Origin of the sequence: Streptomyces sp. NPDC057486 (assembly GCF_042802415.1) — a bacterium.
GTDB classification, from domain to species: Bacteria; Actinomycetota; Actinomycetes; order Streptomycetales; family Streptomycetaceae; genus Streptomyces; species Streptomyces yanii.
Map to the genome: position 1 here is coordinate 24403 of NZ_JBHVEE010000008.1, position 22802 is coordinate 47204.

At 70.5% G+C, this 22802-nt stretch carries 18 protein-coding genes, 4 tRNA genes and 1 other RNA gene; 13 read left to right on the plus strand and 10 right to left on the minus strand.

What is annotated here, in order from left to right:
• Positions 1-49 precede the first annotated feature (49 nt).
• The 3 genes from purL to purS are packed head-to-tail and all read right to left on the minus strand — an operon-like array spanning position 50 to position 3239.
• On the minus strand, positions 50-2299 hold the full coding sequence (gene purL, locus ACFU6I_RS06310) for a phosphoribosylformylglycinamidine synthase subunit PurL (RefSeq protein WP_384362278.1): 2250 nt from the start codon (positions 2297-2299) through the stop codon (positions 50-52).
• Entirely contained in the window at positions 2296-2976 is a 681-nt protein-coding gene (purQ, locus tag ACFU6I_RS06315; protein ID WP_328888206.1) for a phosphoribosylformylglycinamidine synthase subunit PurQ, read from the minus strand. The genes purL and purQ overlap by 4 nt, the downstream gene beginning before the upstream one ends.
• The gene (gene purS / locus ACFU6I_RS06320) at positions 2973-3239 is read right to left on the minus strand and encodes a phosphoribosylformylglycinamidine synthase subunit PurS (RefSeq protein WP_283852935.1); all 267 of its coding nucleotides are present in this window, start codon (positions 3237-3239) and stop codon (positions 2973-2975) included. The genes purQ and purS overlap by 4 nt, the downstream gene beginning before the upstream one ends.
• Before the next feature lie 377 nt (positions 3240-3616).
• Here purS and ACFU6I_RS06325 point away from each other — a divergent pair, with 377 nt between their 5' ends.
• From ACFU6I_RS06325 to ACFU6I_RS06360, 8 genes are all read left to right on the plus strand, one after another.
• A complete protein-coding gene (locus ACFU6I_RS06325; protein ID WP_384362281.1) occupies positions 3617-3952 on the plus strand; it encodes an Lsr2 family protein in 336 nt (111 codons plus the stop codon).
• A gap of 125 nt (positions 3953-4077) precedes the next feature.
• Positions 4078-4149: transfer RNA gene (locus tag ACFU6I_RS06330), tRNA-Gly, on the plus strand.
• A gap of 81 nt (positions 4150-4230) precedes the next feature.
• A tRNA-Gly gene (locus ACFU6I_RS06335) sits at positions 4231-4303 on the plus strand.
• A 142-nt stretch (positions 4304-4445) separates the two neighbouring features.
• Positions 4446-5375 carry an ABC transporter ATP-binding protein gene (locus tag ACFU6I_RS06340; RefSeq protein ID WP_384362284.1) on the plus strand — a complete coding sequence of 310 codons (930 nt, stop codon included), beginning with the start codon at positions 4446-4448 and terminating at the stop codon, positions 5373-5375.
• Positions 5375-6166 carry an ABC transporter permease gene (locus tag ACFU6I_RS06345; RefSeq protein WP_384362287.1) on the plus strand — a complete coding sequence of 264 codons (792 nt, stop codon included), beginning with the start codon at positions 5375-5377 and terminating at the stop codon, positions 6164-6166. Before ACFU6I_RS06340 ends, ACFU6I_RS06345 begins: the two co-directional genes overlap by 1 nt.
• Positions 6167-6178: 12 nt before the next feature.
• Positions 6179-7438 (plus strand): sensor histidine kinase, encoded by a 1260-nt coding sequence (locus ACFU6I_RS06350; RefSeq protein ID WP_384362290.1) that lies wholly within the window; start codon positions 6179-6181, stop codon positions 7436-7438.
• On the plus strand, positions 7435-8046 hold the full coding sequence (locus tag ACFU6I_RS06355) for a response regulator (protein WP_384362293.1): 612 nt from the start codon (positions 7435-7437) through the stop codon (positions 8044-8046). Before ACFU6I_RS06350 ends, ACFU6I_RS06355 begins: the two co-directional genes overlap by 4 nt.
• A gap of 22 nt (positions 8047-8068) precedes the next feature.
• A tRNA-Gly gene (locus tag ACFU6I_RS06360) sits at positions 8069-8144 on the plus strand.
• 44 nt (positions 8145-8188) lie between these two features.
• On the opposite strand, the gene ACFU6I_RS06365 is transcribed toward ACFU6I_RS06360, so the two are convergent.
• The 6 genes from ACFU6I_RS06365 to ffs form a co-directional block, all read right to left on the minus strand.
• The gene (locus ACFU6I_RS06365) at positions 8189-9088 is read right to left on the minus strand and encodes a phosphoribosylaminoimidazolesuccinocarboxamide synthase (RefSeq protein ID WP_384362297.1); all 900 of its coding nucleotides are present in this window, start codon (positions 9086-9088) and stop codon (positions 8189-8191) included.
• Positions 9089-9199: 111 nt separating this feature from the next.
• Entirely contained in the window at positions 9200-10663 is a 1464-nt protein-coding gene (locus tag ACFU6I_RS06370) for a N,N-dimethylformamidase beta subunit family domain-containing protein (protein ID WP_384362300.1), read from the minus strand.
• Positions 10664-10850: 187 nt separating this feature from the next.
• Positions 10851-12614 (minus strand): hypothetical protein, encoded by a 1764-nt coding sequence (locus ACFU6I_RS06375; protein WP_384362303.1) that lies wholly within the window; start codon positions 12612-12614, stop codon positions 10851-10853.
• Between the two features lie 280 nt (positions 12615-12894).
• Positions 12895-14145 (minus strand): phosphoribosylamine--glycine ligase, encoded by a 1251-nt coding sequence (gene purD / locus ACFU6I_RS06380; protein WP_384362306.1) that lies wholly within the window; start codon positions 14143-14145, stop codon positions 12895-12897.
• A gap of 81 nt (positions 14146-14226) precedes the next feature.
• Positions 14227-16401 (minus strand): DNA polymerase III subunit gamma and tau, encoded by a 2175-nt coding sequence (locus ACFU6I_RS06385; protein WP_384362308.1) that lies wholly within the window; start codon positions 16399-16401, stop codon positions 14227-14229.
• A 135-nt stretch (positions 16402-16536) separates the two neighbouring features.
• Positions 16537-16633, minus strand: an RNA gene (gene ffs / locus ACFU6I_RS06390) — signal recognition particle sRNA small type.
• 109 nt (positions 16634-16742) lie between these two features.
• Here ffs and ACFU6I_RS06395 point away from each other — a divergent pair.
• The 3 genes from ACFU6I_RS06395 (at position 16743) to ACFU6I_RS06405 (ending at position 18335) form a co-directional block, all read left to right on the plus strand.
• Positions 16743-16830 (plus strand) — tRNA-Ser (locus ACFU6I_RS06395).
• A 372-nt stretch (positions 16831-17202) separates the two neighbouring features.
• The gene (locus ACFU6I_RS06400) at positions 17203-17553 is read left to right on the plus strand and encodes a carboxymuconolactone decarboxylase family protein (RefSeq protein ID WP_384362311.1); all 351 of its coding nucleotides are present in this window, start codon (positions 17203-17205) and stop codon (positions 17551-17553) included.
• Positions 17554-17717: 164 nt separating this feature from the next.
• Positions 17718-18335, plus strand: coding sequence for an HdeD family acid-resistance protein (locus ACFU6I_RS06405; protein WP_384362314.1), 618 nt, complete (start codon positions 17718-17720; stop codon positions 18333-18335).
• Positions 18336-18511: 176 nt separating this feature from the next.
• Here ACFU6I_RS06405 and ACFU6I_RS06410 read toward each other — a convergent pair whose 3' ends face one another.
• A complete protein-coding gene (locus tag ACFU6I_RS06410; protein ID WP_384362317.1) occupies positions 18512-19762 on the minus strand; it encodes a serine/threonine-protein kinase in 1251 nt (416 codons plus the stop codon).
• 296 nt (positions 19763-20058) lie between these two features.
• Here ACFU6I_RS06410 and ACFU6I_RS06415 point away from each other — a divergent pair, with 296 nt between their 5' ends.
• Together ACFU6I_RS06415 and ACFU6I_RS06420 are read left to right on the plus strand one after the other, a co-directional pair.
• A complete protein-coding gene (locus ACFU6I_RS06415; protein ID WP_384362320.1) occupies positions 20059-22005 on the plus strand; it encodes a YncE family protein in 1947 nt (648 codons plus the stop codon).
• A gap of 210 nt (positions 22006-22215) precedes the next feature.
• Positions 22216-22797 carry a hypothetical protein gene (locus ACFU6I_RS06420; protein WP_384362323.1) on the plus strand — a complete coding sequence of 194 codons (582 nt, stop codon included), beginning with the start codon at positions 22216-22218 and terminating at the stop codon, positions 22795-22797.
• Positions 22798-22802: the final 5 nt, after the last annotated feature.

The following is a 22802-nucleotide window of genomic DNA, read 5'->3' on the forward strand; positions in this document are numbered from 1 at the left end:
CGGACCGGGCGGGGGCTCTGACGTCACGCAGTGGAACAGCGCGTCCGGCTCAGGCGAGCAGGCCGGGGATCGTCGCCTCGTGGGCCGTGCGGAGCTCGCTCAGCGGGATGCTGAACTCGCCCTGGACCTCGATCTCCTCACCGTCCACGACACCGATCCGGGTGACGGGCAGACCCCGCGCCCCACACATGTCGTTGAAGCGGAGCTCCTCGCTGCGCGGAATCGAGACGACCACGCGGCCCGCAGACTCGGAGAAGAGGAACGTGAACGCGTCCAGACCGTCCGGCACGACCAGCCGGGCACCCTTCCCGCCGCGGAGGCAGGACTCGGTGACCGCCTGGATCAGACCGCCGTCGGAGAGGTCGTGCGCCGCGTCGACCATGCCGTCGCGGGACGCCGAGATCAGGATCTCGCCGAGCAGCTTCTCGCGGCCCAGGTCGACCTTGGGCGGCAGCCCGCCGAGGTGGTTGTGGACGACCTCGGACCAGGCCGAGCCGCCGAACTCCTCACGCGTGTCGCCGAGCAGGTAGAGGAGCTGACCCTCTTCCTTGAAGGCGACCGGCGTACGCCGCGTCACGTCGTCGATCACACCGAGCACGGCCACGACCGGCGTCGGGTGGATCGCCGTCTCACCGGTCTGGTTGTACAGCGACACATTGCCGCCGGTGACCGGGGTGCCGAGCTCCAGGCAGCCGTCCGCGAGACCACGCGTGGCCTCGGCGAACTGCCACATGACGTCCGGGTCCTCGGGCGAACCGAAGTTCAGGCAGTCCGAGATGGCGAGCGGCTTGGCTCCGGAGGTGGCGACATTGCGGTACGCCTCCGCCAGCGCGAGCTGCGCACCCGTGTACGGGTCGAGCTTCGCGTACCGGCCGTTGCCGTCGGTCGCCATGGCCACGCCCAGGTTCGACTTCTCGTCGATCCGGACCATGCCGGCGTCCTCGGGCATCGCGAGCACGGTGTTGCCCTGCACGAACCGGTCGTACTGGTCCGTGATCCACGCCTTCGAGGCCTGGTTCGGGGAGGCGACCAGCTTCAGCACCTGCTCGCGCAGCTCGGCGGCGTTCGCCGGGCGTGCGAGCTTGTTCGCGTCGTCGGCCTGCAGCGCGTCCTGCCAGGACGGGCGGGCGAACGGGCGGTGGTACGTCGGGCCCTCGTGGGCGACGGACCGCGGCGGCACGTCGACGATCTGCTCGCCGTGCCAGAAGATCTCCAGCTGCGAGCCCTCGGTCACCTCACCGATGACGGTGGCGATGACGTCCCACTTCTCGCAGATCTCCAGGAAGCGGTCCACGTGCTGCGGCTCGACGATCGCGCACATGCGCTCCTGCGACTCGCTCATGAGGATTTCCTCGGGCGAGAGGGAGGAGTCGCGCAGCGGAACGGTGTCCAGCTCGACGCGCATACCGCCGGAACCGGCGGAGGCCAGCTCCGAGGTGGCACAGGACAGACCCGCGCCGCCGAGGTCCTGGATGCCCGCGACGAGCTTCTCGCCGAAGATCTCCAGGGTGCACTCGATGAGGAGCTTCTCCTGGAACGGGTCGCCGACCTGGACGGCCGGGCGCTTCGCCGGACCGGTCGACTCGAAGGTCTCCGAGGCCAGGACCGAGACGCCGCCGATGCCGTCGCCGCCGGTGCGGGCGCCGTAAAGGATCACCTTGTTGCCGGGGCCGGAGGCCTGCGCCAGGTGGATGTCCTCGTGCTTCATCACGCCGATGCAGCCGGCGTTGACGAGCGGGTTGCCCTGGTAGCAGGCGTCGAAGACGACCTCGCCGCCGATGTTGGGCAGACCCAGACAGTTGCCGTACCCGCCGATACCCGCGACGACACCCGGAAGGACCCGCTTGGTGTCGGGGTGGTCGGCCGCGCCGAACCGCAGCGGGTCGACGACCGCGACCGGACGGGCGCCCATGGCGAGGATGTCGCGGACGATGCCGCCGACGCCGGTGGCCGCGCCCTGGTAGGGCTCGATGTACGAGGGGTGGTTGTGCGACTCGACCTTGAAGGTGACCGCGTAACCCTGACCGACGTCGACCACACCGGCGTTCTCGCCGATGCCGACGAGCATCGCGTCGTTGACGGGGACCTTCTCGCCGAACTGCTTGAGGTGGACCTTGCTGCTCTTGTACGAGCAGTGCTCGGACCACATCACGGAGTACATGGCGAGCTCGGCGCCGGTGGGACGGCGGCCCAGGATCTCGCGGATCCGGGCGTACTCGTCCTCCTTGAGGCCGAGCTCCTTCCAGGGCTGCTCGACATCCGGGGTCTCGGCCGCGTGCTTGACCGTATCCAGGCTCATGCGTTGACCAGCTTCTTGATGATCGAGGTGAAGAAACCGAGACCGTCGGTGCGACCGGTTCCGATCAGCGGCTCGACGGCGTGCTCCGGGTGCGGCATCAGACCGACGACATTGCCCGCGGCGTTGGTGATGCCGGCGATGTCGCGGAGCGAGCCGTTGGGGTTCACGTCCACGTAGCGGAAGGCGACGCGGCCCTCTGCCTCCAGCTCGTCGAGGACGCGCTCGTCGGCGACGTAACGCCCGTCCATGTTCTTGAGCGGTACGGAGATCTCCTGACCGGCGGAGTAGTCCGAGGTCCAGGCGGTCTCCGCGTTCTCGACGCGGAGCTTCTGGTCGCGGCAGATGAAGTGCAGGTGGTTGTTGCGCAGCATCGCGCCGGGCAGCAGGTGCGCCTCGGTCAGGATCTGGAAGCCGTTGCAGATGCCGAGGACCGGCATCCCCGCCTTGGCCTGCTCGATGACGGTCTCCATGACCGGCGAGAACCGGGAGATGGCTCCGGCCCGCAGATAGTCGCCGTAGGAGAAGCCGCCCGCCAGGATGACCGCGTCGACCTGGTGCAGGTCCTTGTCGCGGTGCCACAGCGATACGGGTTCGGCGCCGGCGACCCGTACGGCCCTCAGGCTGTCCTGGTCGTCGAGCGTGCCCGGAAAGGTGACGACTCCGATACGAGCAGTCACTTCGACTCCTCGGCCTTCTCCACCTTCACGGTGAAGTCCTCGATGACGGTGTTGGCGAGGAACGTCTCGGCCATCTCGTGAATGCGACCGAGTGCGGCCTCGTCGACCGGCCCCTCGACCTCCAGCTCGAAACGCTTTCCCTGACGTACGTCCGCGATTCCCTCGAAGCCGAGACGGGGCAGTGCACGCTGCACCGCCTGTCCCTGCGGGTCGAGGATCTCCGGCTTGAGCATGACGTCGACTACGACGCGTGCCACTGGCACTCCCGGTGGTGGTGTGGTGCGGCTGTTTCTCCGGGGGGCTCCCCAGACCCCCGCAGGTTCCCTCAGCTTACCTGGCCAGAAATTCTACGCGGGTAGATATCAAGCAGGCTTGATCACATGGAGATATCGGCCGTGACAACGGGCAGGAAAAGTCCCGCACAGAAATATCCTCACGACGCATACATAGAAGCCGGACACGCGGAGGCAATTGGCGGGGCTTCACAATGCGGTGCCTGTCGCTGTACAAATGATTACCGGGGAAAGCAGGATTGCCCCTAAACAGTCGACACCGGTCGACCCACATCCGCCTAGCAGCCGGAAGGCCGGTCATCAGCGCATGTCAGACGCGCCGATGCCGTAGGAAAGGACCGATATCCGTGGCTCAGCGCGTAGTGGTCACGCTCTCCGACGACATCGACGGGGGAGCAGCGGCGGAAACGGTCACCTTCGCCCTGGACGGGAAGTCGTACGAGATCGACCTGAATCCGTCCAATGCAAAGAAACTGCGCAAGGTCCTCGCGCCGTACATGGCGGCCGGCCGTAAGCAGACAAATGCCGGCAAGCGCGGCAGGACTCCCGCCTCGTACCGGCACACCTCACTGGCGCCCGACCCGGCGGCCGTGCGTGCCTGGGCCCGCTCGCACCGGATGGAGGTGCCGGCCCGCGGCCGGATCCCCAAGAAGGTCTACGAGGCGTTCCGCGACGCCAGTTGAACGACACCCCGCGCAGACCCTGCGGCGACACCCCGGGGCACCGACTTGCGCGACACCCCATCAGGTCGGCTAGAGTCTGGAGCACGCCGAGGGGCAAGGCCGAATAGCCGGGCCTCACGCAGCGTGCGGGTGTAGTTCAGTAGCAGAACATCCCCCTTCCAGGGGGAAGGCGCAGTGTGCAATTCCTGTCACCCGCTCTGCATCGCTCTTCACGACCACTCCGGTGGATCGGGTAGAGTGGTGTTCGCACCGCCCAGTGAAAGCTGAGCGGCAGCAATGCGGACGTGGCTCAGTTGGTAGAGCATCACCTTGCCAAGGTGAGGGTCGCGAGTTCGAATCTCGTCGTCCGCTCTTGATCGAAGGCCCTGGTCGATATCGACCAGGGCCTTCGTCGTATTCCGACGCCCCGCACCCCGACCCGCATGACGTTTGTCATGGGCAGTGGTGACAGCTCGCACTGCCCGCCGCGGTGATCCGGCGGAAGTCTGAGGACATGACCAGCGATGAATGCGTGATCGAGGCGAACGGGGTGCGGCGCCGCTATGCCGGCGGCTTCGAGGCTGTGAGCGGAATCTCCTTCTCCGTGGCGCGTGGCGAGATCTTCGCGCTGCTCGGGACGAACGGCGCGGGCAAGACATCCACCGTCGAATTGCTGGAGGGACTGGCCCGGCCCGACAGCGGGGTCGTACGGGTGCTCGGCCACGACCCGTACCGCGAGCGCGCCGCCGTCCGCCCCCGGATCGGGGTGATGCTCCAGGAGGGCGGCTTCCCGTCCGATCTCACGGTCACCGAGACCCTGCGGATGTGGGCGGGATGCACCAGCGCACCGCGGCCCACCGGTGAGGCGCTGGGGCTCGTCGGCCTCACCGGCCGCGCGCGCGTACGGGTCAAGCAGCTCTCCGGCGGCGAGAAGCGGCGCCTCGACCTGGCGCTGGCGCTGCTCGGCAGGCCGGACGTGCTGTTCCTGGACGAGCCGACCACCGGACTCGATGCCGAGGGGCGGCGGGACACCTGGGAGCTGGTGCGGACACTGCGGGACGGCGGCACGACGGTCCTTCTCACCACGCACTACCTGGAAGAGGCGGAATCGCTCGCCGGCCGGCTGGCGATCATGCACCGGGGGCGGATCGTGACGGCGGGCACCACCGCCGAGGTCACGGCCGCCCGCCCCGCCCGCATCCGGTTCGAGCTGCCCGAGGAAGTACCGGCGGCCCGGCTTCCCCTGGCGCTGCGGGCCGCCGCCGAGGGCCGCCGGATCGAGATCCGTACCCACCGTCTGCAGGAGTCCCTGGACGAACTGCTGACCTGGGCGAGGGAGTCGGACGTCCGGCTGCTCGGCCTCGATGCCCGGTCGGCCTCGCTCGAAGAGGCGTTTCTCGATATCGCGCGGAGCGCGTCGGAGTCCGAAAAGGTGGCTGTGTGATGACGACCGCGACGACCGGCACGACGACCACGACGCTCCGGGGCCGGCTGACCGCCCTCGGGCGGGCCGAAGTCACCCTGCTCGCCCGCAACCGGACGGCGGTGTTCGTCGCGCTGCTGATGCCCGCCGCCATGGTCCTGGCGATGAAGTCGACACTCAAGCAGGCCGTTCTCGACGGGACCGGACTGACTGTCGCCGGGACGGCGCTCACCGGCGGCATCGGCATCGTGCTGGTACAGGCCGTCTACATGAACCTGGTCTCGGCATACGTGGCGCGGCGCGAGGACCTGGTACTGAAGCGGCTGCGTACCGGCGAGGTCACCGACCGGGAGATCCTCGTCGGGACCGCCCTGCCGTCGGCCGCGCTGGCACTGGCACAGGCCGTGGTGATCGTGGTGGCAGGGACGGCCTTCTTCGGCCTCGCCGCGCCCGAGCGGCCCGAACTGCTCCTGGCGGGCCTGCTGCTGGGCGTGGTGCTGCTGACGGCGCTGGCTGCGGCGACCTCCGCGGTGACCCGCACCGTGCAGACCTCACAGCTCACCACTCTCCCGCTGTTCTTCATCTCGATGATGGGCTCGGGGCTCTTCGTACCGCTGGAGGCCATGCCCGACCGGATCGCGTCCGTGTGCGAACTGCTGCCGGTGACCGGGGTGATGACGCTCGTGCGGACAGGCTGGCTGGGCGTGGCCGAGGGCTCCGACCTGCTCGTGGCCGCTCTGACGGGACTGGCCTGGACCGCGTTCGCCGTGTTTGCTGTGCAGCGGTGGTTCCGCTGGGAACCCCGGCGCTGAGGGGACTGTGCTGTGTGGGGACGGGTACGGGGCCGCCGGCGCGGCTGGCAGGAGCGCGGCAAGCTCGAGCGAATTTCTCTCTACTCGCGGTTCACCGTGGCGGTGATGCCCTGGCTCTTCACGCTGGCTTGGGGGCTGACGCCCCTCTTCTCGGACATCACGCACGACCCGCTGCCCTTGGCACTGGGCGGGGCACTCCTGCTGGTGAGTCTCGCGCAGTGCGCGCTGAGCAACCTGAACGTGAAGCCGTCGTACGAGCACTACTTCGGCACCTCCGTCTTCCCCCGGCGCCGACTGGTGGCGCCGCTGGCGCTGATGGCGCTGGCCCTGGGGCTGCTGGCGGCGCTGAGCGGCGTGGGCGGCATCGATGGCGACGGGATGCTCCTGCTGGTCAGCAATACCCCGATGGCGTTGGTGATCACCCAGGTGCTGCTCGTCCCGGTCCGTACCTTCCTGGTCCAGTCCCTGGTCCTGACGGCGCTGACCGTCGGACTCTTCGCCGCGGTCGGGGTGCGCGGCGGCATCCTGGCCGGGGTGATCCCCACGACGATGTTCGGGTGCCTGCTGGTCCTGGTGTCCGTACGGCCCAGCGTCTGGAGCCTCAGCGTGATGTGGCAGGCGGAGGAGGCCCGGGATCTGCAGGCGCGGCTGGCCGTCGCCGAGGAGCGGCTGCGGTTCGGCCGGGACATGCACGACGTCCTGGGGCGCAATCTCGCCGTGATCGCGCTCAAGAGCGAACTGGCGGTGGAGCTGGCGCAGCGCGGCAGGCCGGAAGCCGTGGACCAGATGGTCGAGGTGCAACGGATCGCGCGCGCCTCCCAGCAGGAGGTACGCGATGTCGTCCGCGGATACCGGGAGGCCGATCTGAGTACGGAACTCGTCGGCGCGCAGGGCGTGCTGAAGGCGGCCGGCATCGAGTGCGAGGTGACCGGCGACGGCGGCGGGCAGCTGCCCGCCGCTGTGCAGTCGGCGCTCGGCTGGGCGGTGCGGGAGGCGGCCACCAATGTGCTGCGGCACGGTGACCCACGGCTCTGCACGATCCGGCTCAGCGCCTCGGCGGACAGGGTGGTGCTGAACGTGGAGAACGACGGGGCACCGTCCACGGCGGCCGGGGAGAGCGGTTCCGGGCTGGCCGGGCTGCGGGAGCGGCTCGGAGTCCTCGGCGGCTCGCTGGACGCAGGCCCGGTGGGCGACGGGCTGTTCAGGCTGACGGCGAAGGTCCCGCTGTCCCGCGGGGAGAGCCGTCCGGCGGTTCTGGAGGGGCGGCGATGACCGCGATACGCGTACTGCTCGCCGACGACGAGCATCTGATCCGGGGCGCGCTGGCCGCGCTGCTCGCGCTGGAGGACGATCTCGTCGTGGTCGCCGAGGCGGCGACCGGTCCGGAGGCGCTCGCCATGGCGCGCGCCCACCGCCCCGATGTCGCGGTCCTCGACCTGGAGATGCCGGGTTCGGACGGTGTGAGTGTGGCCACATCGCTACGGGCTGAACTGCCCGGCTGCCGGACCATGATCGTGACGAGTCATGGCCGCCCCGGACATCTGAAACGGGCGCTCGCGGCGGGTGTGCGGGCGTTCGTCCCGAAGACGGTCAGCGCCCGGCAGCTGGCCGGCATCATCCGTACCGTCCACGCCGGAAACCGTTATGTGGACCCGGAGTTGGCGGCCGACGCGATCTCCGCCGGGGACTCGCCGCTGACGGCGCGCGAGGCCGAGGTGCTGGAACTGGCGGCGGACGGGGCGCCGGTCGCGGAGATCGCGGAGCGGGCGTCGCTGTCGCAGGGAACCGTACGGAATTACCTCTCCGCGGCCGCTTCGAAGCTCGGTGCGGAGAACCGTCATGCGGCGGTGCGTCTCGCACGGGAGCGCGGATGGGTATAGTAGGCATCGCGCTTCGGCGCATGCGAACGTAGCTCAGCTGGTAGAGCGCAACCTTGCCAAGGTTGAGGTCGCGAGTTCGAACCTCGTCGTTCGCTCCATACGAGAAAGGCCCCGGTCCTGCGACCGGGGCCTTCTTCATGTCCTACTGCCAGGTGTTGCCGGTGAGGAGTTCGTACGCCTCCAGGTACTTCGCCCGGGTCGCGTCGACGATCTCCTGCGGCAGCGCCGGGGGCGGCTGCTCGCTCTTCCGGTCCCAGCCGGAGGCCGGAGAGGTCAGCCAGTCGCGCACGAACTGCTTGTCGTACGAGGGCTGAGCCTTGCCCGGTTCCCAGGCAGCGGCCGGCCAGAAGCGGGACGAGTCCGGGGTCAGCACCTCGTCCGCGATGATCAGGTCCTCACCGTCGAAGCCGAACTCGAACTTGGTGTCGGCGAGGATGATGCCGCGCTCGCGGGCGATGCCGCGGGCCCGGACGTAGACGTCGAGGGTGGTGCTGCGCAGCAGGGCCGCGGTCTCCGCACCGACCTCGCGCGCCACTTCCTCGTACGACACGTTCTCGTCGTGGTCACCGACGGCCGCCTTGGTGGCGGGGGTGAAGATCGGTTCCGGGAGTTCGGATCCGTCGACGAGCCCCTCGGGGAGGGCGAGTCCGCAGACCGTACGCGACTCGTCGTACTCGACGAGGCCCGAGCCGGTGAGATAGCCGCGGGCGACACACTCGACGGGGACCATCCGCAGCGACTTGCAGATCAGCGTCCGCCCGGCCCAGTCGGCGGGGGCTCCGGCGGGCAGCTCCGTGGACAGGACGTGGTTCGGGACGAGATCGGACAGCTGGTCGAACCACCACAGCGAGAGCTGGGTGAGGACGCGGCCCTTGTCGGGGATCTCGGTGGGCAGGACCCAGTCGTACGCGGACATACGGTCGCTGGCGACCATGACGAGGTCGCCCGCCTCGTTCCGGTACAGGTCGCGCACCTTGCCGGTGTGGAGGTGGGTGAGTCCGGGGACCACCACCGGCTCGGGCTTTTCTACAAATCCGGACACGCTGCCTCCGCGTAGGTTGATCCAGGAGTCGTTCCGATTCTCCCGTATCCGGTGGGATGGGGTGGAGCGGGGGGTTGAGGACCACCCGCAGATGACTCCGGACGGCCCTTCTCAGCCGCGTTTGCAGATGCGGTCGAGGAGGTTGGCGGTGGCGCGCTGGATGCGGGTGTCCACGTGCCCCGGGCGGTCCAGGGCCGGGGACCAGGCGAAGGTGCCGGAGGCGAAGACGAGGGCGCCGGACGGGGCGCGGTAGAGGGACGTCTCCTGGTGGCGCGTCGCGCCTTCGCTGTCCTGGTACGGGGAGTGGGCGAGCAGAATGCGGTTGTCGTGCTCCGGGAGGGCGGTACGCGGGAAATAGCGGTCGGCCTCGCCCGCTACGAGTCCGTCGATCTCGTCGCCCTCGCCCGCCCCGGTCGCGTCCCAGAGCCAGTGCTCCGCGTTCCGTACGACCAGAGGGTGGGGGTCCGGGACCCGGCCCGCGTACTGGATGCCGAGGAGCTGCTGCTCGGCCCGGTCGACCTCGCGCCAGAGCGCGGGCCTGCCCGGGCCGCGGCGTTTGCGGCAGGTGAGCAGGCGGTCCGGGACACCGGACGGTGACGGGGAGAGGCTGACCTGCCAGTACATGGAGTTGGCGGAGAGGAAGACGAGCGAGGTGCCGCCGTCGCGCGCCGCTTCCACGGTGCGGCGCATCGGGACCGACCAGTACTCGTCGTGGCCCGGGAAGACCATGCCTCGGTAACGGCCGACGTCGATCCGGCCGGCGTGCAGATCGCGGGTGTCGGCGTACGCGATGTCGTAGCCGTACCGCTCGGCCCAGCGGATGAAGTCGTAGGCATGACCGACATGGAGGGGCAGGCCGGCGCCCGCGTACGGACGGTCGAAGGAGACGGTGACCGCCGCGTCCTCCTCGCCGAGCAGCCGGCCCTGTTCGTCCCACGCGTGGTAGAGGCTGGCGCCGGTGCGGCCGTCCTCGGGGTAGAGGTTGTACGCCTGCCAGGTGATGTCCGGCAGGACGAGCAGCAGATCGGCCGGGTGGTCGTCGCGGACCGTGAACGGGATGTGGGAGCGGTGGCCGTCGACCGTGGTGAGCACGGCGACGTAGGCACCGATCGACCAGTAGGCGGGAATCTGCAGTCGCCAGGACTGCCACCAGTGGTGGCAGGAGACCGTGCGGTCGGCGGTGAGCGGGGCGGGCTGGACGATGCCGGAGAGCCGGGGGCTCGTGGTGATCTTGGCGGCGCCGTCGCCCCCGTAGTGACCGATGCGGTAGATGTCGACGGTGAACTGCTGCGGCGGGTCCACGGTGATGTGGAAGTCGATCGCCTCACCGGGGGCCGCGGCGCCCGTCGAGATGAAGCCCTTGATCTGGCGGTGGACGTCGTCGGCGGTACGGGTGCCTCCGCCGGTGGAGCCGCGGGCCAGGGCGGGATCGGCGTACCAGGGGACGACCTGGCCGGTGTCGTCGAAGTAGTTCTCGCTGCCACGGAGCCAGGGCAGGGGGCCCTGGCCGAACGGGTCGGAGACGGCATGCGCGAGGGCACCCGATTCCCATCGGCGAATCTGCTCCGCCCCCATGGCGCTTCCCTCCCTCAAGTCCCCCAGGACAACAGTGGTACGTCGACTGTCAGCGTCGATCCCCAGCACATCACATAACGCATGCACTCCGTCACCGTTCGTCGCGAATTGATGAGAACGGAGCGCTTAATTCCGGATCCTCTGACCGGCGGGTCCATGACCCACGGGTACGGGGTGCACCCGTGGGTCAGACGAGACGGACGGGTTTGTCGGTGCGGACGCCCACCGAGGCGAGCCACGAACGCAGCGGTCCGGCGTCGCCGTCCTCGACCAGACTGAGGACCGGGCTGCCGAGATCGGCCCGGCGCTCGCCGTCGACCAGCAGCGCGGGCCCGTCGAGCCAGTCCAGGCCGGGCGCCGCACCCGCCGTGTCCACGGCGGCGCAGCAGACCATCGCCGCGACATGGTCGGCGAGCAGCTCCGTACCCGTACGGGGCGGCTGGAGCGGGAAGAGCGGCAGCGGGTCGGGTCCCCAGAAGTCCAGGACATCCCCGCCGAAGGCGGTGCAGGCACCGGAGACACCGGCTGCCGCGGGGCCCGGCGGGAGCTGCGGGGCCGTGGCCTCCTCGCGGGCCACGGCGGCACTGATCCCGGCGGCGAGCTCCTCGCTGCGGCCGCCCCGGCCGGCCAGATGCTCGACGACCCGAGCCAGTGTCGGCACGGCGACGTCCATGGGACCGGCGCCCTGCGATCCGTGGATCGCACGGGCTCCGTCCTCCGCCGCGGACATCGGTGCATGCCGTACGCCCAGTGCGTCCAGGACGCGGTGGAGGCGGGCCGCTTCGGTGCGCCACTTCCGGTCGACGACCTCCTCCGGATACTGCTGCCAGTCGACCGGGGACCAGTCGGGACCGGTCTCGGCCGGACCGCCGTGGAAGAGCCGGGCGGCCAGCAACGAGGCCGCCTCGTCGGCCGCTCCGGGCTCCTCCAGGAGGTCGCAGGCGGGGCGCTCGCCGAGCCGGGAGGCGAAGCCCTCGGCGAGCCGGTCGCGCCGGGAGAGCTCGGTGAGGGCGGAGACGACGCCGGCGTCGAGCCGGGACGGCCAGCGGCCCATCCGCCAGGCCGGCAGCGCGACCCGGGTGAGCAACCGGTCCCAGCCCGCGTAGGCGAGACCGACCTGCTCCTGGGCGACGATCCGCAGCCCGTAGTCCACAGCCTGTGCACGCTCGGACGCGGCGGCGGCGACAGCCCGCTCCATTGCTGCGGCATGACCACGACAGGTGCGGAGCAGCAGCCGGGCGATCCAGCCGACGAAGCGGCGCGGCACTCTGCGCAGCGTCGCGAGCGGTCCGGGCACGGGAGCGTCCGCGTCGGCGACCGCGCCGTCCAGACCCCGTACGAAACGGCGGGCGGCGGCTATGTCGGGATGGGCGGAGGGGCCCGTGCCCGCGACGACCGGGGCGAGCACCGCGCGTAGCTCCGCGACCCGCATCCACCACAGGAACGGCGAACCGATGACGAGCACGGGCGCCGCCTGCACGCCGTGACGGCGGCCGCCGGAGACGGCGGGGCGGCCCACGGATCCCTCCGTCCGCTGCGCGGAGGGGTGGGTCCGGTCCTCCAGCCAGCTGTCGCAGTCGGGCGTGAGAGCTATGGCCGACGGCGCGGGGACGCCGAGCCGGTCGGCGAGATCCCGGACCAGCCGGTAGAGATCGGGGGCGGCCTGCTCGCTGAGCGGGACCGTCGGACTGACCGCAGGTCTCGCCCGCGCGATCGCGACCGAGACCGCGACGGCGCCCAGCAGCACGAGCACGGCGCAGACCGTCACCACCCAGCGCACGGCGTACCAGCCGCCACCGCCGATACGGCCCTGCGCACCCGCGACCAGCAGCACGACGGCGACCGCCGCCGGCAGCAGGGCCGCGGCCGTTGCCCTGCTGCGAATGCGCAGCAGGGCGAGCGCTCGGGCGCGCGCAGCCTGCGCGCCCAGCTCCTCACCAGTACCGGACACGGCCGGACGTCACCCCCTCTGCCCCCGCGGCGGTATTGCTCACTCCCCCACTGTGGCACCCGTCACAGACATCGCAATGCCGGTGGGCCAAGTGCCGGAACGCTTGCGCCGCACCCTAGTTGGGGCCTCGGCGGGCGTCATCCGGATAGCCCAGCCGTCACTCGATGGAATGGCTTTGGGCAAAGGTGCTGACGCGCCGGTACCCATGGGGCAGGGGCATGATTTCGCCCCCGCGGGCCCGAGGCCCGAGGGGGCGAAATGGAGGTACCGGAGCGGCCGATCAGGCTTCGGCGGCCTTTCGGGCGATGTCCGTACGGAACTGCGAGCCGTCGAGCCGGATCCGGGCGGCCGCCGTGTAGGCGCGCTCCCGGGCGGTGGCGAGGTCCTCGCCCGTCGCGGTCACGGACAGCACCCGGCCGCCCGCGCTGACGATCGTGTCGCCCTCCCGCCTGGTCCCGGCGTGCAGGACGTACGCATGCGGAGCGTCCTGCGCCGCAACGTCGTCGAGGCCGCCGATCGGGTCACCCGTCCTCGGCGTGTCCGGGTAGTTGTGCGAGGCGATGACCACGGTGACCGCGGCGGCGTCGCGCCACCTGAGCGGGGGCAGCTCGTCCAGGGTGCCGTTGGCGGAGCCCAGCAGGACACCGGCCAGCGGGGTCTTCAGCCGGGCCAGGACCACCTGGGTCTCCGGGTCGCCGAAGCGGGCGTTGAACTCGATGACCCGGACGCCCCGCGAAGTGATCGCGAGACCCGCGTACAGCAGCCCGGAGAAGGGGGTGCCACGGCGGCGGAGCTCGTCGACGGTCGGCTGCAGCACCGACTGCATGACCTCGTCGACCAGCTTGGGGTCGGCCCACGGCAGCGGGGAGTAGGCGCCCATGCCGCCGGTGTTCGGGCCCTCGTCGTTGTCGAGGGCCCGCTTGAAGTCCTGGGCGGGCTGGAGCGGCAGCACGGTGGTGCCGTCCGTGATCGCGAAGAGGCTCACCTCGGGGCCGTCGAGAAACTCCTCGATGACCACACGGTCGCAGGCAAGCGCGTGGGCGCGGGCCGCCTCGACATCGCCCGTGACGACGACGCCCTTGCCCGCCGCGAGTCCGTCGTCCTTGACGACGTACGGGGCGCCGAAGGCATCGAGGGCCTCGTCGATCTCGGCGGGGGTGGTGCAGACATAGCTGCGGGCGGTGGGGACACCCGCCCCGGCCATCACGTCCTTGGCGAACGCCTTGGAGCCCTCCAGCCGGGCCGCCTCACCGGAGGGGCCGAAGCAGGGGATGCCCGCGGCACGGACGGCGTCGGCGACCCCGGCGACCAGCGGCGCCTCCGGGCCGACGACCACCAGCTCGGCGCCCAGTTCGGTGGCGAGGCGCGCGACGGCGGCGCCGTCGAGTGCGTCGACCGGGTGCAGTTCGGCCACCTCTGCGATGCCGGCGTTGCCGGGAGCGCAGTACAGATCGGTGACGTCAGGGTCGAGGGAGAGAGAGCGGCACAGGGCGTGTTCGCGGGCGCCGCCGCCGATGACGAGGACCTTCACGGGGTGCAGCCTAGCCGCCGGGGCACGGCGCCCTTGACGGGCGCCGCTCCGTGGACACTCCGTGGAGCGGCTTCCGGACCGCTACTCGTTGGTGAACTCCTCGACGACCGTGGCGCCCAGCTCCCGGACGATCAGGTCGTGGCCGGAGAGGGCGGAGTCGACCAGGTCCGGGTCGTCCGCCTCGGGGATGTCGTCCTCGGGCGCGACCGAACGCGGTGGCTCGGGGGCGTGGTGCGGCTGGGGTGCGGGCGCCGCGGCGGGTGCGGGACCGGCGCCCGGCTGCTGGTGCGGGGCCGGCGCGGGCGCGGGCCGGGACTCGTACTGCTGCGGGGCGGGCGCGGCCGGACGCTGCGGTGCGGCCGCGGCCGAGGGCCGGCCGCCGGTCTGCGGAGGCTGCCCCGCGCCGCCCGACGGGTCGACGATCGCCTCGACCTTCCACTGCATGTTGAACTGCTCGGCGAGTGCCTGCTTCAGCACGTCCTCGCTGCCGCTGCTCGCGAAGTTGTCACGGGCGCCCGCGTTGAGGAAGCCGATCTGCAGGGTGGTGCCGTCGAACCCGGTGACCTGCGCGTTCTGGCTGAGCAGGATCCAGGTGAACCGGCGCCGGTTCTTCACGGCCTCCAGGATGTCGGGCCACATGTTCCGCACCTGTGCGGCGCCCTGAGCCATCCCAGGGGCCTGCTCGGCCGCACCGGGAGCGGGCGCGGCGGCGGGCACGGGAGCGGGGGCCGCAGGCGTGACGGGGGCGGGGGCCTGACCGGGGGCGGAGGCGGTCGGCCAGCCACCGGGACGGCGCCCCGGCTCCGGCGCGGCCGCGGCGGGCCAGGCCCCGGGACGCTGACCGCCGGAGGGGGTCTCGACGGGTGGCTGCGGTGCGGGGGCGGGGGCGGGGGCCACGTACTGCACAGGCTGCGCGGGCGCGACCGGCGCCGCGGGCGCGGCGGGCACGGGCGCGGTCTCGGGCACCTCCCCCCGTACCGCGGCCCGCGCGGCAGCGACGCCGCCGCCCGGCGGAACCATGGCCACGGGCGCGTGCGCCTCCGCCTCCCGCCCGGGTACGTACCCCATGGCGGGCCCGGCTCCGGCCGTCGCGAACGAAGCACCGCGCTCCAGCCGGTCCAGCCGGGCCTGCAGCGAACGCTCGTCGTCGAAGGCGGCGGGCAGCAGCACCCTGGCGCAGATCAGCTCGACCTGGAGACGCGGCGAGGTGGCCCCGCGCATCTCCGTAAGCCCTTCGTTGACGAGGTCGGCGGCGCGGCTCAGCTCTGCGGCGCCGAAGACGGACGCCTGGGCCTGCATCCGCTCGACCACGTCGGCCGGTGCGTCGATCAGCCCCTTCTCCCCGGCGTCCGGCACCGCGGCCAGGATCACCAGGTCGCGCAGCCGCTCCAGCAGGTCGGCGACGAAGCGCCGCGGGTCGTTGCCGCCCTCGATCACCCGGTCCACGACCTCGAAGGCCGCGGCCCCGTCGCCCGCCGCGAACGCGTCCACGATGGAGTCGAGCAGCGAGCCCTCCGTATAACCGAGCAGCGAGGTCGCCATGGCATACGTCACACCGTCGTCGCCCGCGCCGGCCAGCAGCTGGTCCATGACGGACATCGAGTCACGCACGGAACCGGCGCCGGCCCGCACGACCAGCGGCAGGACGCCGTCCTCGACGTAGCTGTTCTCCTTGCCGCAGACCTCGGCCAGATATTCGCGCAGCGTCCCCGGCGGCACGAGGCGGAACGGGTAGTGGTGCGTACGCGACCGGATCGTGCCGATGACCTTCTCGGGCTCGGTCGTCGCGAAGATGAACTTGAGATGCTCCGGCGGCTCCTCGACCACCTTCAGCAGGGCGTTGAACCCCGCCGATGTGACCATGTGCGCCTCGTCGATGATGTAGATCTTGTAACGACTCGACGCGGGCCCGAAGAACGCCTTCTCCCGCAGATCACGGGCGTCGTCCACGCCACCGTGCGATGCGGCGTCGATCTCGATGACATCGATCGATCCCGGCCCGTTGCGCGCGAGATCCCGGCAGGACTGGCACTCCCCGCACGGCGTCGGTGTGGGGCCCTGCTCACAGTTCAGACAGCGGGCGAGGATCCGCGCGCTGGTCGTCTTCCCGCAGCCTCGCGGACCGCTGAACAGGTACGCGTGATTGACCCGGTTGTTCCGCAGGGCCTGCTGCAGCGGGTCAGTGACATGCTCCTGCCCGATGACCTCGGCGAACGACTCGGGGCGGTAGCGGCGGTACAGCGCAAGGGACGACACACATACGAGGTTATCGGGGCGGACCGACAACCGGTCCCGGACCGGGAACACCACCGGGGAAGGAGCGGCCGCGCCGGGGAACGAGCGGCCGCGGCGGCTCGCGAGCCGCGGGAATCGACGCCACGGACCCGAACACGCAAGGGCCCCCCACGCACCCGCCAGAGCCAACCTACCCTTGCTGCCTTCCGGCCCTGGGGGAGTTCAGTCAGATAGCGCCACGTGAGGGGCTGATGCCTACCTTAGCCGATCCCCACCCCGTCGAGTCCACCCGCCCGCCCTCCCGACCCCTCCCCGGGGAACGGGTTCGCGAGCACTCCTCAACGTCTTGTATTGTTTGCCGCGGAGGATTCGCCTAGTGGCCTAGGGCGCACGCTTGGAAAGCGTGTTGGGGGCAACCCCTCACGAGTTCGAATCTCGTATCCTCCGCCAGTGCCTCACCGGGCACGTTGTCGAAGGGCCCCGCAGCTTGCTGCGGGGCCCTTCGACGTATCGCCCGGCAGTCCCGGATTCCGGAGGAGACCTTCTCCGTCCCGGTGGACCACTGGTCGGCCCGACCGGACTCGGTGAGAACGAGGTCGATGCGGCGCGGATTTCGCCGCCTCCCGATTCGCGCTCCCGATGGTCACAGCTGCTGCGTGCGCATCCCTCCGTCGCAAGTACCCCCGAAGTCCACTTTGATCCGTTTACGAGAACATTGTGGAGGAATCAGGTGGATAGAGCTATTCAGCCGCCGTGGCCTCACCGTGCACAGCTGCACCTCTGGCCCCTGCGGTTCCCCTCAAGCGAGAAAGGACGCAGGTCATGGCAACAACACAAGCACCCGAGCGCACCCTGAACGCCCTCGCGCATGGCGAGCACCCCGTCTTCGAGCAGCTCGCACAGATGACCATCGAGACGCTGCCCAACTCCGGCCTGGACGAACGCACCTACCACCTCGTGCGGCTGGCTGCGCTCATCTCCATGGACGCCGCCCCGGCCTCGTACCTGGCCAATCTCAGTGTGGCGAAGGATGCCGGCCTGACCGCCGAGGACGCCAAGGCCGTGTGCGTGGCGATCGCACCGATCGTCGGCAGTGCGCGGGTGGTCGACGCGGCAGGCAGCGTTCTGCGCGCCCTCGGCTTCGCCGCGGGCATCGATGAGCAGGGGGTGTGAACAGCACCGACTGACGATCGACCACACCGAGGACGAGTTCCGGCGCGCCAGGGCGCAGATCCTGCGCCGAGTCCCCCTGCGTCAGGGAGCAGGTGAACCACCCTGACTCCCGACCCGGGTGACGGGCACGCGTCCCGAGCGACGGGCAGTACGGCGGGAGCATCATGAACGCACCATCCAATTTTGCGACGCCTCATGGGCCGGCCGGCCCCGATGACGCGCTGGCCGATCTGGGCGGCTCATGGACGTGGACACTCGGGATCGCACTGGTGACCCTGGCGGCAGGGATCGTCGTGCTCGTCTGGCCGGACGAGACACTGCACGCCCTGGCGGTCGTACTGGGCCTCTACCTGCTCATCTCGGGTGCCTTCCGCTTCGTCGCGGCCTTCTCCCGGGACAGCGAGGGCAGCATCACGGCGATGCGGGCGCTGGTTGCCGTACTGGCCATCCTGGCGGGCGTCCTGTGCTTGCGACACCCGCTGCAGACCACCGCGCTGCTGTCGCTCATCCTCGGCGCCTACTGGCTGGTGTCGGGCCTGCTTGTGGCCTTCCTCGCCGGCTGGGGACGCGAGATGCCGCATCGGGGGCTGGCCTTCGCCCTGGCCGCCCTCGGGATCGTGGCCGGCATCGTCGTGCTCGCGTATCCCGTGGAATCCGCGGTCGCGCTGGCCAGGCTGCTGGGGTTGTGGCTCGTCCTGCTGGGCCTGGGCGAAGTGACGATGGCGTTCACACGGCGATCCGCGGTCAGGCGTTCCGCGCCAAGCGCCCGGCTGTCGACGTAGCGAAGGAGTGCGCCGGGCGCGAAGGACTACACCGGTTCCCACGTATGGGCAGCGGGCCGCCATCACCCGCGGGCCGACCCGATCGCCGACCGGGCCCGACGCGGCAGCCGGGGCGGCCCCCTCGCCCCCGTATCCCTGCTGATGCGGGGGCGACAGCCGTCAGCCCTGAGCTCCTCCTAGTCGTCGTCCTCCCCATGACCATGCTTCCGCTTTCCGTGCCCCTCCTCCTGCTCGTCGCCCCAGGTGTCGGCGGGGGACGCGGACGGGGTGAACTCGGGGGACGTCGTGGCAGGGGCGGTGGCGGAAGTGTCCGCTGAGGGGGATGTCGTGGCACCCGGGGGTTGGGGCTTTCCGCCGTCAGGGGAGAACAGCCCCATGCCCAGCAGTGTGGAGGCAATGAAGACACCGAGTCCGGCGATCGCGACAGTCAGCATCCGGTGCCGCCGCATGAGCGCCCGCACGCCTACGGGCATCGATCGGACCTGAAGTGCCGCGGGCCGCTGCCCCTGCGGGGCCCGGTGTCGCCGATCCGCGGTGATCGGCTGATGCGTGGTGCGGGGCAGCGCATACCCCGTGGCCGTACCCGCCTCACGGGAGGTGGGCATCGGGTACGCGCCCTCGCTCCAGGCCGGACCGCTGAACCAGTCGGCGACATCCCGTGCGCTGGGGCGGTCCTCGGGCTGCTTGGCCAGCATCCGGAGCAGCTGCTCCTCGAACGCGCCGGGCAGCTCCGGGCGTCGCAGCGAGGGAGGCGGTGGCGGAGCGGTGACGTGCAGGTGGAGCAGGGCCGCCGCGTTGTCCGCCCGGAAAGGCGGTTCACCCACCAGCAGTTGATAGAGGACGCAGCCGAGGGCGTAGACGTCGGAGGCGGGTCCGGCAGGCCGGCCGAGCGCTCGCTCGGGGGCGAGGTAGAGGCTGGTGCCCACGATCTGACCGGCGCCGGTGAGGGCGGTCGATGCCTCGTCGACGAACCGGGCGATCCCGAAATCACCGATCTTGACCGTCCCGCCGGCATCCTGCATCAGGTTGCCGGGTTTGATGTCGCGGTGGATCACACCCTGCCGGTGGGCCGCGGCCATGCCGGCCGCTATCTGACCGGCGACGCCAGCGACCCGTTGCGGACCGAACGCCCCGGTCGCCGCCAGGACCTGGGCCAGGCTCTCCCCGTCGACCAGTTCCATGACGAGGTACAGACGGTTGTTCCAGGAACCGAAGTCGAACACCGTGACAACGTTGGGATGGTTCAGCTTTGCGGCTGTCTGCGCCTCCAGGCGAAAGCGTGCGGTCGCCTGCTCGTCGGCTCCGCCGTCAAGCATCAGCTTCACCGCCACCGGGCGGCCCAGCACGGCGTCCGTGGCCCGCCAGACCTCCCCCATCCCCCCACGGCCGATCTCTGCTTCCAACCGGTATCGATCCGCCACCAGCACTCGCAGACCACCCTCAGTTTCGTTCAGTCATCCCGCAGCCGCCCGGACAGGCTCTCTCCGGCTCGGACCCGAGCCGGGCACCAGCGTAATGATCTTCGCAGGCCGCCCGGCTCCGTCGGGTGATCGCGCCGTCCTCGCGCGGAAAACTCCCCCCTCATTTGTCACTCTCATGCCATACGCTGCCCGATAGCAGCCGCGCCCCGCGCGTCACCGCACGTCCGCGGTCATGCCCGGGTGCTGCGCGGCGCTCTCAACTCCCGGTCATCCACCGGGTTTTCCTGTGGGGGTACAACACTGTGCGCACGCGCAGCATCTCGACCGCGACAGCGCTCGCGGTCCTCTTCAGCTCGGCGGTACTGAGCGTCGCCGCGTCCGGATCCGCCTCGGCCGCCTCCGCCGCCGTCGCCTCGCCCGGTGGCATCGTCGCGGACGGCGCCCTCAAGCGGGTCTTCGTCGGCGACCGCTCGGCCGGGAAGATCCTGGTCGCCGACTACACCGGCGCCCTCGTCGGGTCGGTGGGCGGCATCAGCGGGGTCTCCGGTCTGGCGGTGTCCGACGACGGCGCCACCCTGTATGCGGCCGCGGAGGGCAGCCACGAGATCGTGGCCCTCGACGCGGACACCCTCGACGTCCAGGCCCGCTACGCCGTCGCCACCGACACGGGCCCGCGCCACGTCGCCTTCGCTGGCGGCAAGGTCTGGTTCACCTACGGCGACCAGTGGGACGGCGACCTGGGCTCGGTCGACCCTGCGGTGGACCCGGCGAGCGGAACCGACTCGGTGACGCTCGGGCAGTTCCCGCAGCCGTACCCCGGCATCTGGGGCCCGGCGCTCCTCGACACCGACCCGTCCGCGCCCGGCCTGCTGGCCGTCGGCCAGACCGGCATTTCCACGGACTCGATGGCCGTCGTCGACGTCTCCGGCACCACGCCGCAGTTGACCGCCTGGTACTCCGGCGACTACACGCTGAACCAGGGCATCGGAGACATCGACCTCGTGCCCGGCGCCCCGGAGGTGCTGGTCAACGGTATGCAGCGGGACGCCTACGCGGACGGGAAGTTCACCGCCGCCGGCGCCTACCCCTCCGGACAGCGGGCCGACATCGCCGCCGACGGACTGGTCGCCCAGGTGAGCGGCACCAAGGTGGCCGTCTACCGGCCCGGCGCCACGCAGCCGCTCCGCACCTACGCCACCGGCACGTCCGGCACGGCCGACCTGACGTGGGCCCCGGACTCCTCACGGATCTTCGCGCTCGTGGGGACGAGCGGCGGCTACACCCTCAAGGCGCTCACCGACCCGACGCTGAACGTCCCGAGCCTGACGGTGAACGCACCGTCGACCGCCACGCGCGGCAAGCAGCTCACCGTGACCGGGAAGCTGTCGGCGACGGTGCCGCTGCCGGCCGGCGCCAAGCTGCAGGTCACCCGCACCGACCTGGAGAGCCCCAGCGGCAAGGCGCTGCCCGCCGTCACGGTGAAGGCGGACGGCTCCTACACCTTCACGGACACCCCGCCGGCCGGCGGCACGGTCACGTACAAGGTCGCCTACGCGGGCGACGCCGGGCACACGGCGGTCAGCGCGTCCGACAAGGTCTCGGTTCCCCGTACGAAGCCGACACTGACCCTGAACAAGAACGGCAATGTCTACAACTACGGCGCCGACGTCTCCTTCACCGCGCACCTCGGCTCGACGTACAAGAACCGCACGGTCGAGATCTGGGCGAACCCCTTCGGCAGCGACAAGCCCAACAAGCTGCTGAAGACCGGGACGGTCAACTCCAGCGGCAACATCTCCGCGACGGTGGACATGACGCGGGACACGGATGTCACCGCGGTCTTCAAGGGGGACGCCCGCACCGCGCCCAGGACGGTGAAGTCCACGGCGTACGCCAGGGTCAAGGTGTCCACCGCCGTCTCCAAGCACTACAAGACGGCCAAGATCGGCTCGACGTCGTACTACTGGTTCCACAAGAGCACCGACCCTCTGCTCACGACGACCATGACCTACTACAAGGGGCGTAAGCAGCGCTTCGACCTGCAGGTCTACTCGGGCGGAAAGTGGTACTCCGCCGACTCGGAGTACTTCCCGGTCGGCACGAACGGGAAGTCGGTCGTCTCCCTGGAGGCCCCGGGGCAGTCCGGCATCAGGGCGCGGATGCGGTCGGTGTACGTCAACGGGTCGTCCGGCGACACCGTGAACACGACGACGTACGGGTCCTGGAAGTACCTGTACTTCTCCAAGTAGGCGGTCACGTCCGGATCGATCACCTCGCGGACCGGACACCTCATGCAGGGCCCCACCGCTTGCGGTGGGGCCCTGCGACGTTCACCGCAGCCCACGGGAAGGGTTCTTGATGGCTTCTTCATAGGTCCTTCATAGGAGCGGTCCTACATTCCTTGGCGTCCGGCCACAACGGGGGCCGGACGGCGACCCAAGTGTGAGGAACCCATGAGGATGAGTTCGCGTCGGCGGTTCGGGGGCCGGCTGGTGCTGGCCGGGATGGCGTCGGCGGTGGCGTTGGTGGTCACCGGCTGCGGAGGCGGCGGGAACGGGGGGGACGAGGTCGCGTCCGCGGAAGGCGGCAGGACCAACGCCAAGGCGTCCACAAGCAGTTCGAGCGAATTGGCCGAGTACGTCGAGGCACAGCGCAAGTGGGTCACGTGCCTGCGTGGCGAGGGGCTCGACGCTCCCGATCCTGACGCCAAGGGCAAAGTCGAACTCGGCGACCAGTCCAAGTGGAAGCGCGATCCGAAGGCCCTCAAGGCACAGGAGAAGTGCGCGGACCTCAGTGTGCCCGTCCCGGAGAGCGTCGAGAAGGCGCAGCAGCCCGAGCTCACCAAGGAAGAGGTCCGGAAGAACCAGCAGTACGCAAAGTGCATGCAGGAGCACGGCGCCCCCGACTTCCCCGACACCGGTGCGGACGGCCACTTCCGCGACGTCACATGGGATTCGACATCGGCGGGTGCCAAGCGGGCCACACGCGCCTGCGCCTCGATCATCGGCGTCCCCGACGACGCGCCCACACCCCAGGGCTGACGGGA

Excerpts from the sequence above, each read along its gene's own strand:
- ACFU6I_RS06370 (WP_384362300.1), bottom strand. The coding sequence starts at position 10,663 with ATGGGGGCGGAGCAGATTCGCCGATGGGAATCGGGTGCCCTCGCGCAT.
- ACFU6I_RS06345 (WP_384362287.1), top strand. The coding sequence starts at position 5,375 with ATGACGACCGCGACGACCGGCACGACGACCACGACGCTCCGGGGCCGG.
- ACFU6I_RS06355 (WP_384362293.1), top strand. The coding sequence starts at position 7,435 with ATGACCGCGATACGCGTACTGCTCGCCGACGACGAGCATCTGATCCGG.
- ACFU6I_RS06400 (WP_384362311.1), top strand. The coding sequence starts at position 17,203 with ATGGCAACAACACAAGCACCCGAGCGCACCCTGAACGCCCTCGCGCAT.
- ACFU6I_RS06420 (WP_384362323.1), top strand. The coding sequence starts at position 22,216 with ATGAGTTCGCGTCGGCGGTTCGGGGGCCGGCTGGTGCTGGCCGGGATG.
- purL (WP_384362278.1), bottom strand. The coding sequence starts at position 2,299 with ATGAGCCTGGATACGGTCAAGCACGCGGCCGAGACCCCGGATGTCGAG.
- ACFU6I_RS06340 (WP_384362284.1), top strand. The coding sequence starts at position 4,446 with ATGACCAGCGATGAATGCGTGATCGAGGCGAACGGGGTGCGGCGCCGC.
- ACFU6I_RS06405 (WP_384362314.1), top strand. The coding sequence starts at position 17,718 with ATGAACGCACCATCCAATTTTGCGACGCCTCATGGGCCGGCCGGCCCC.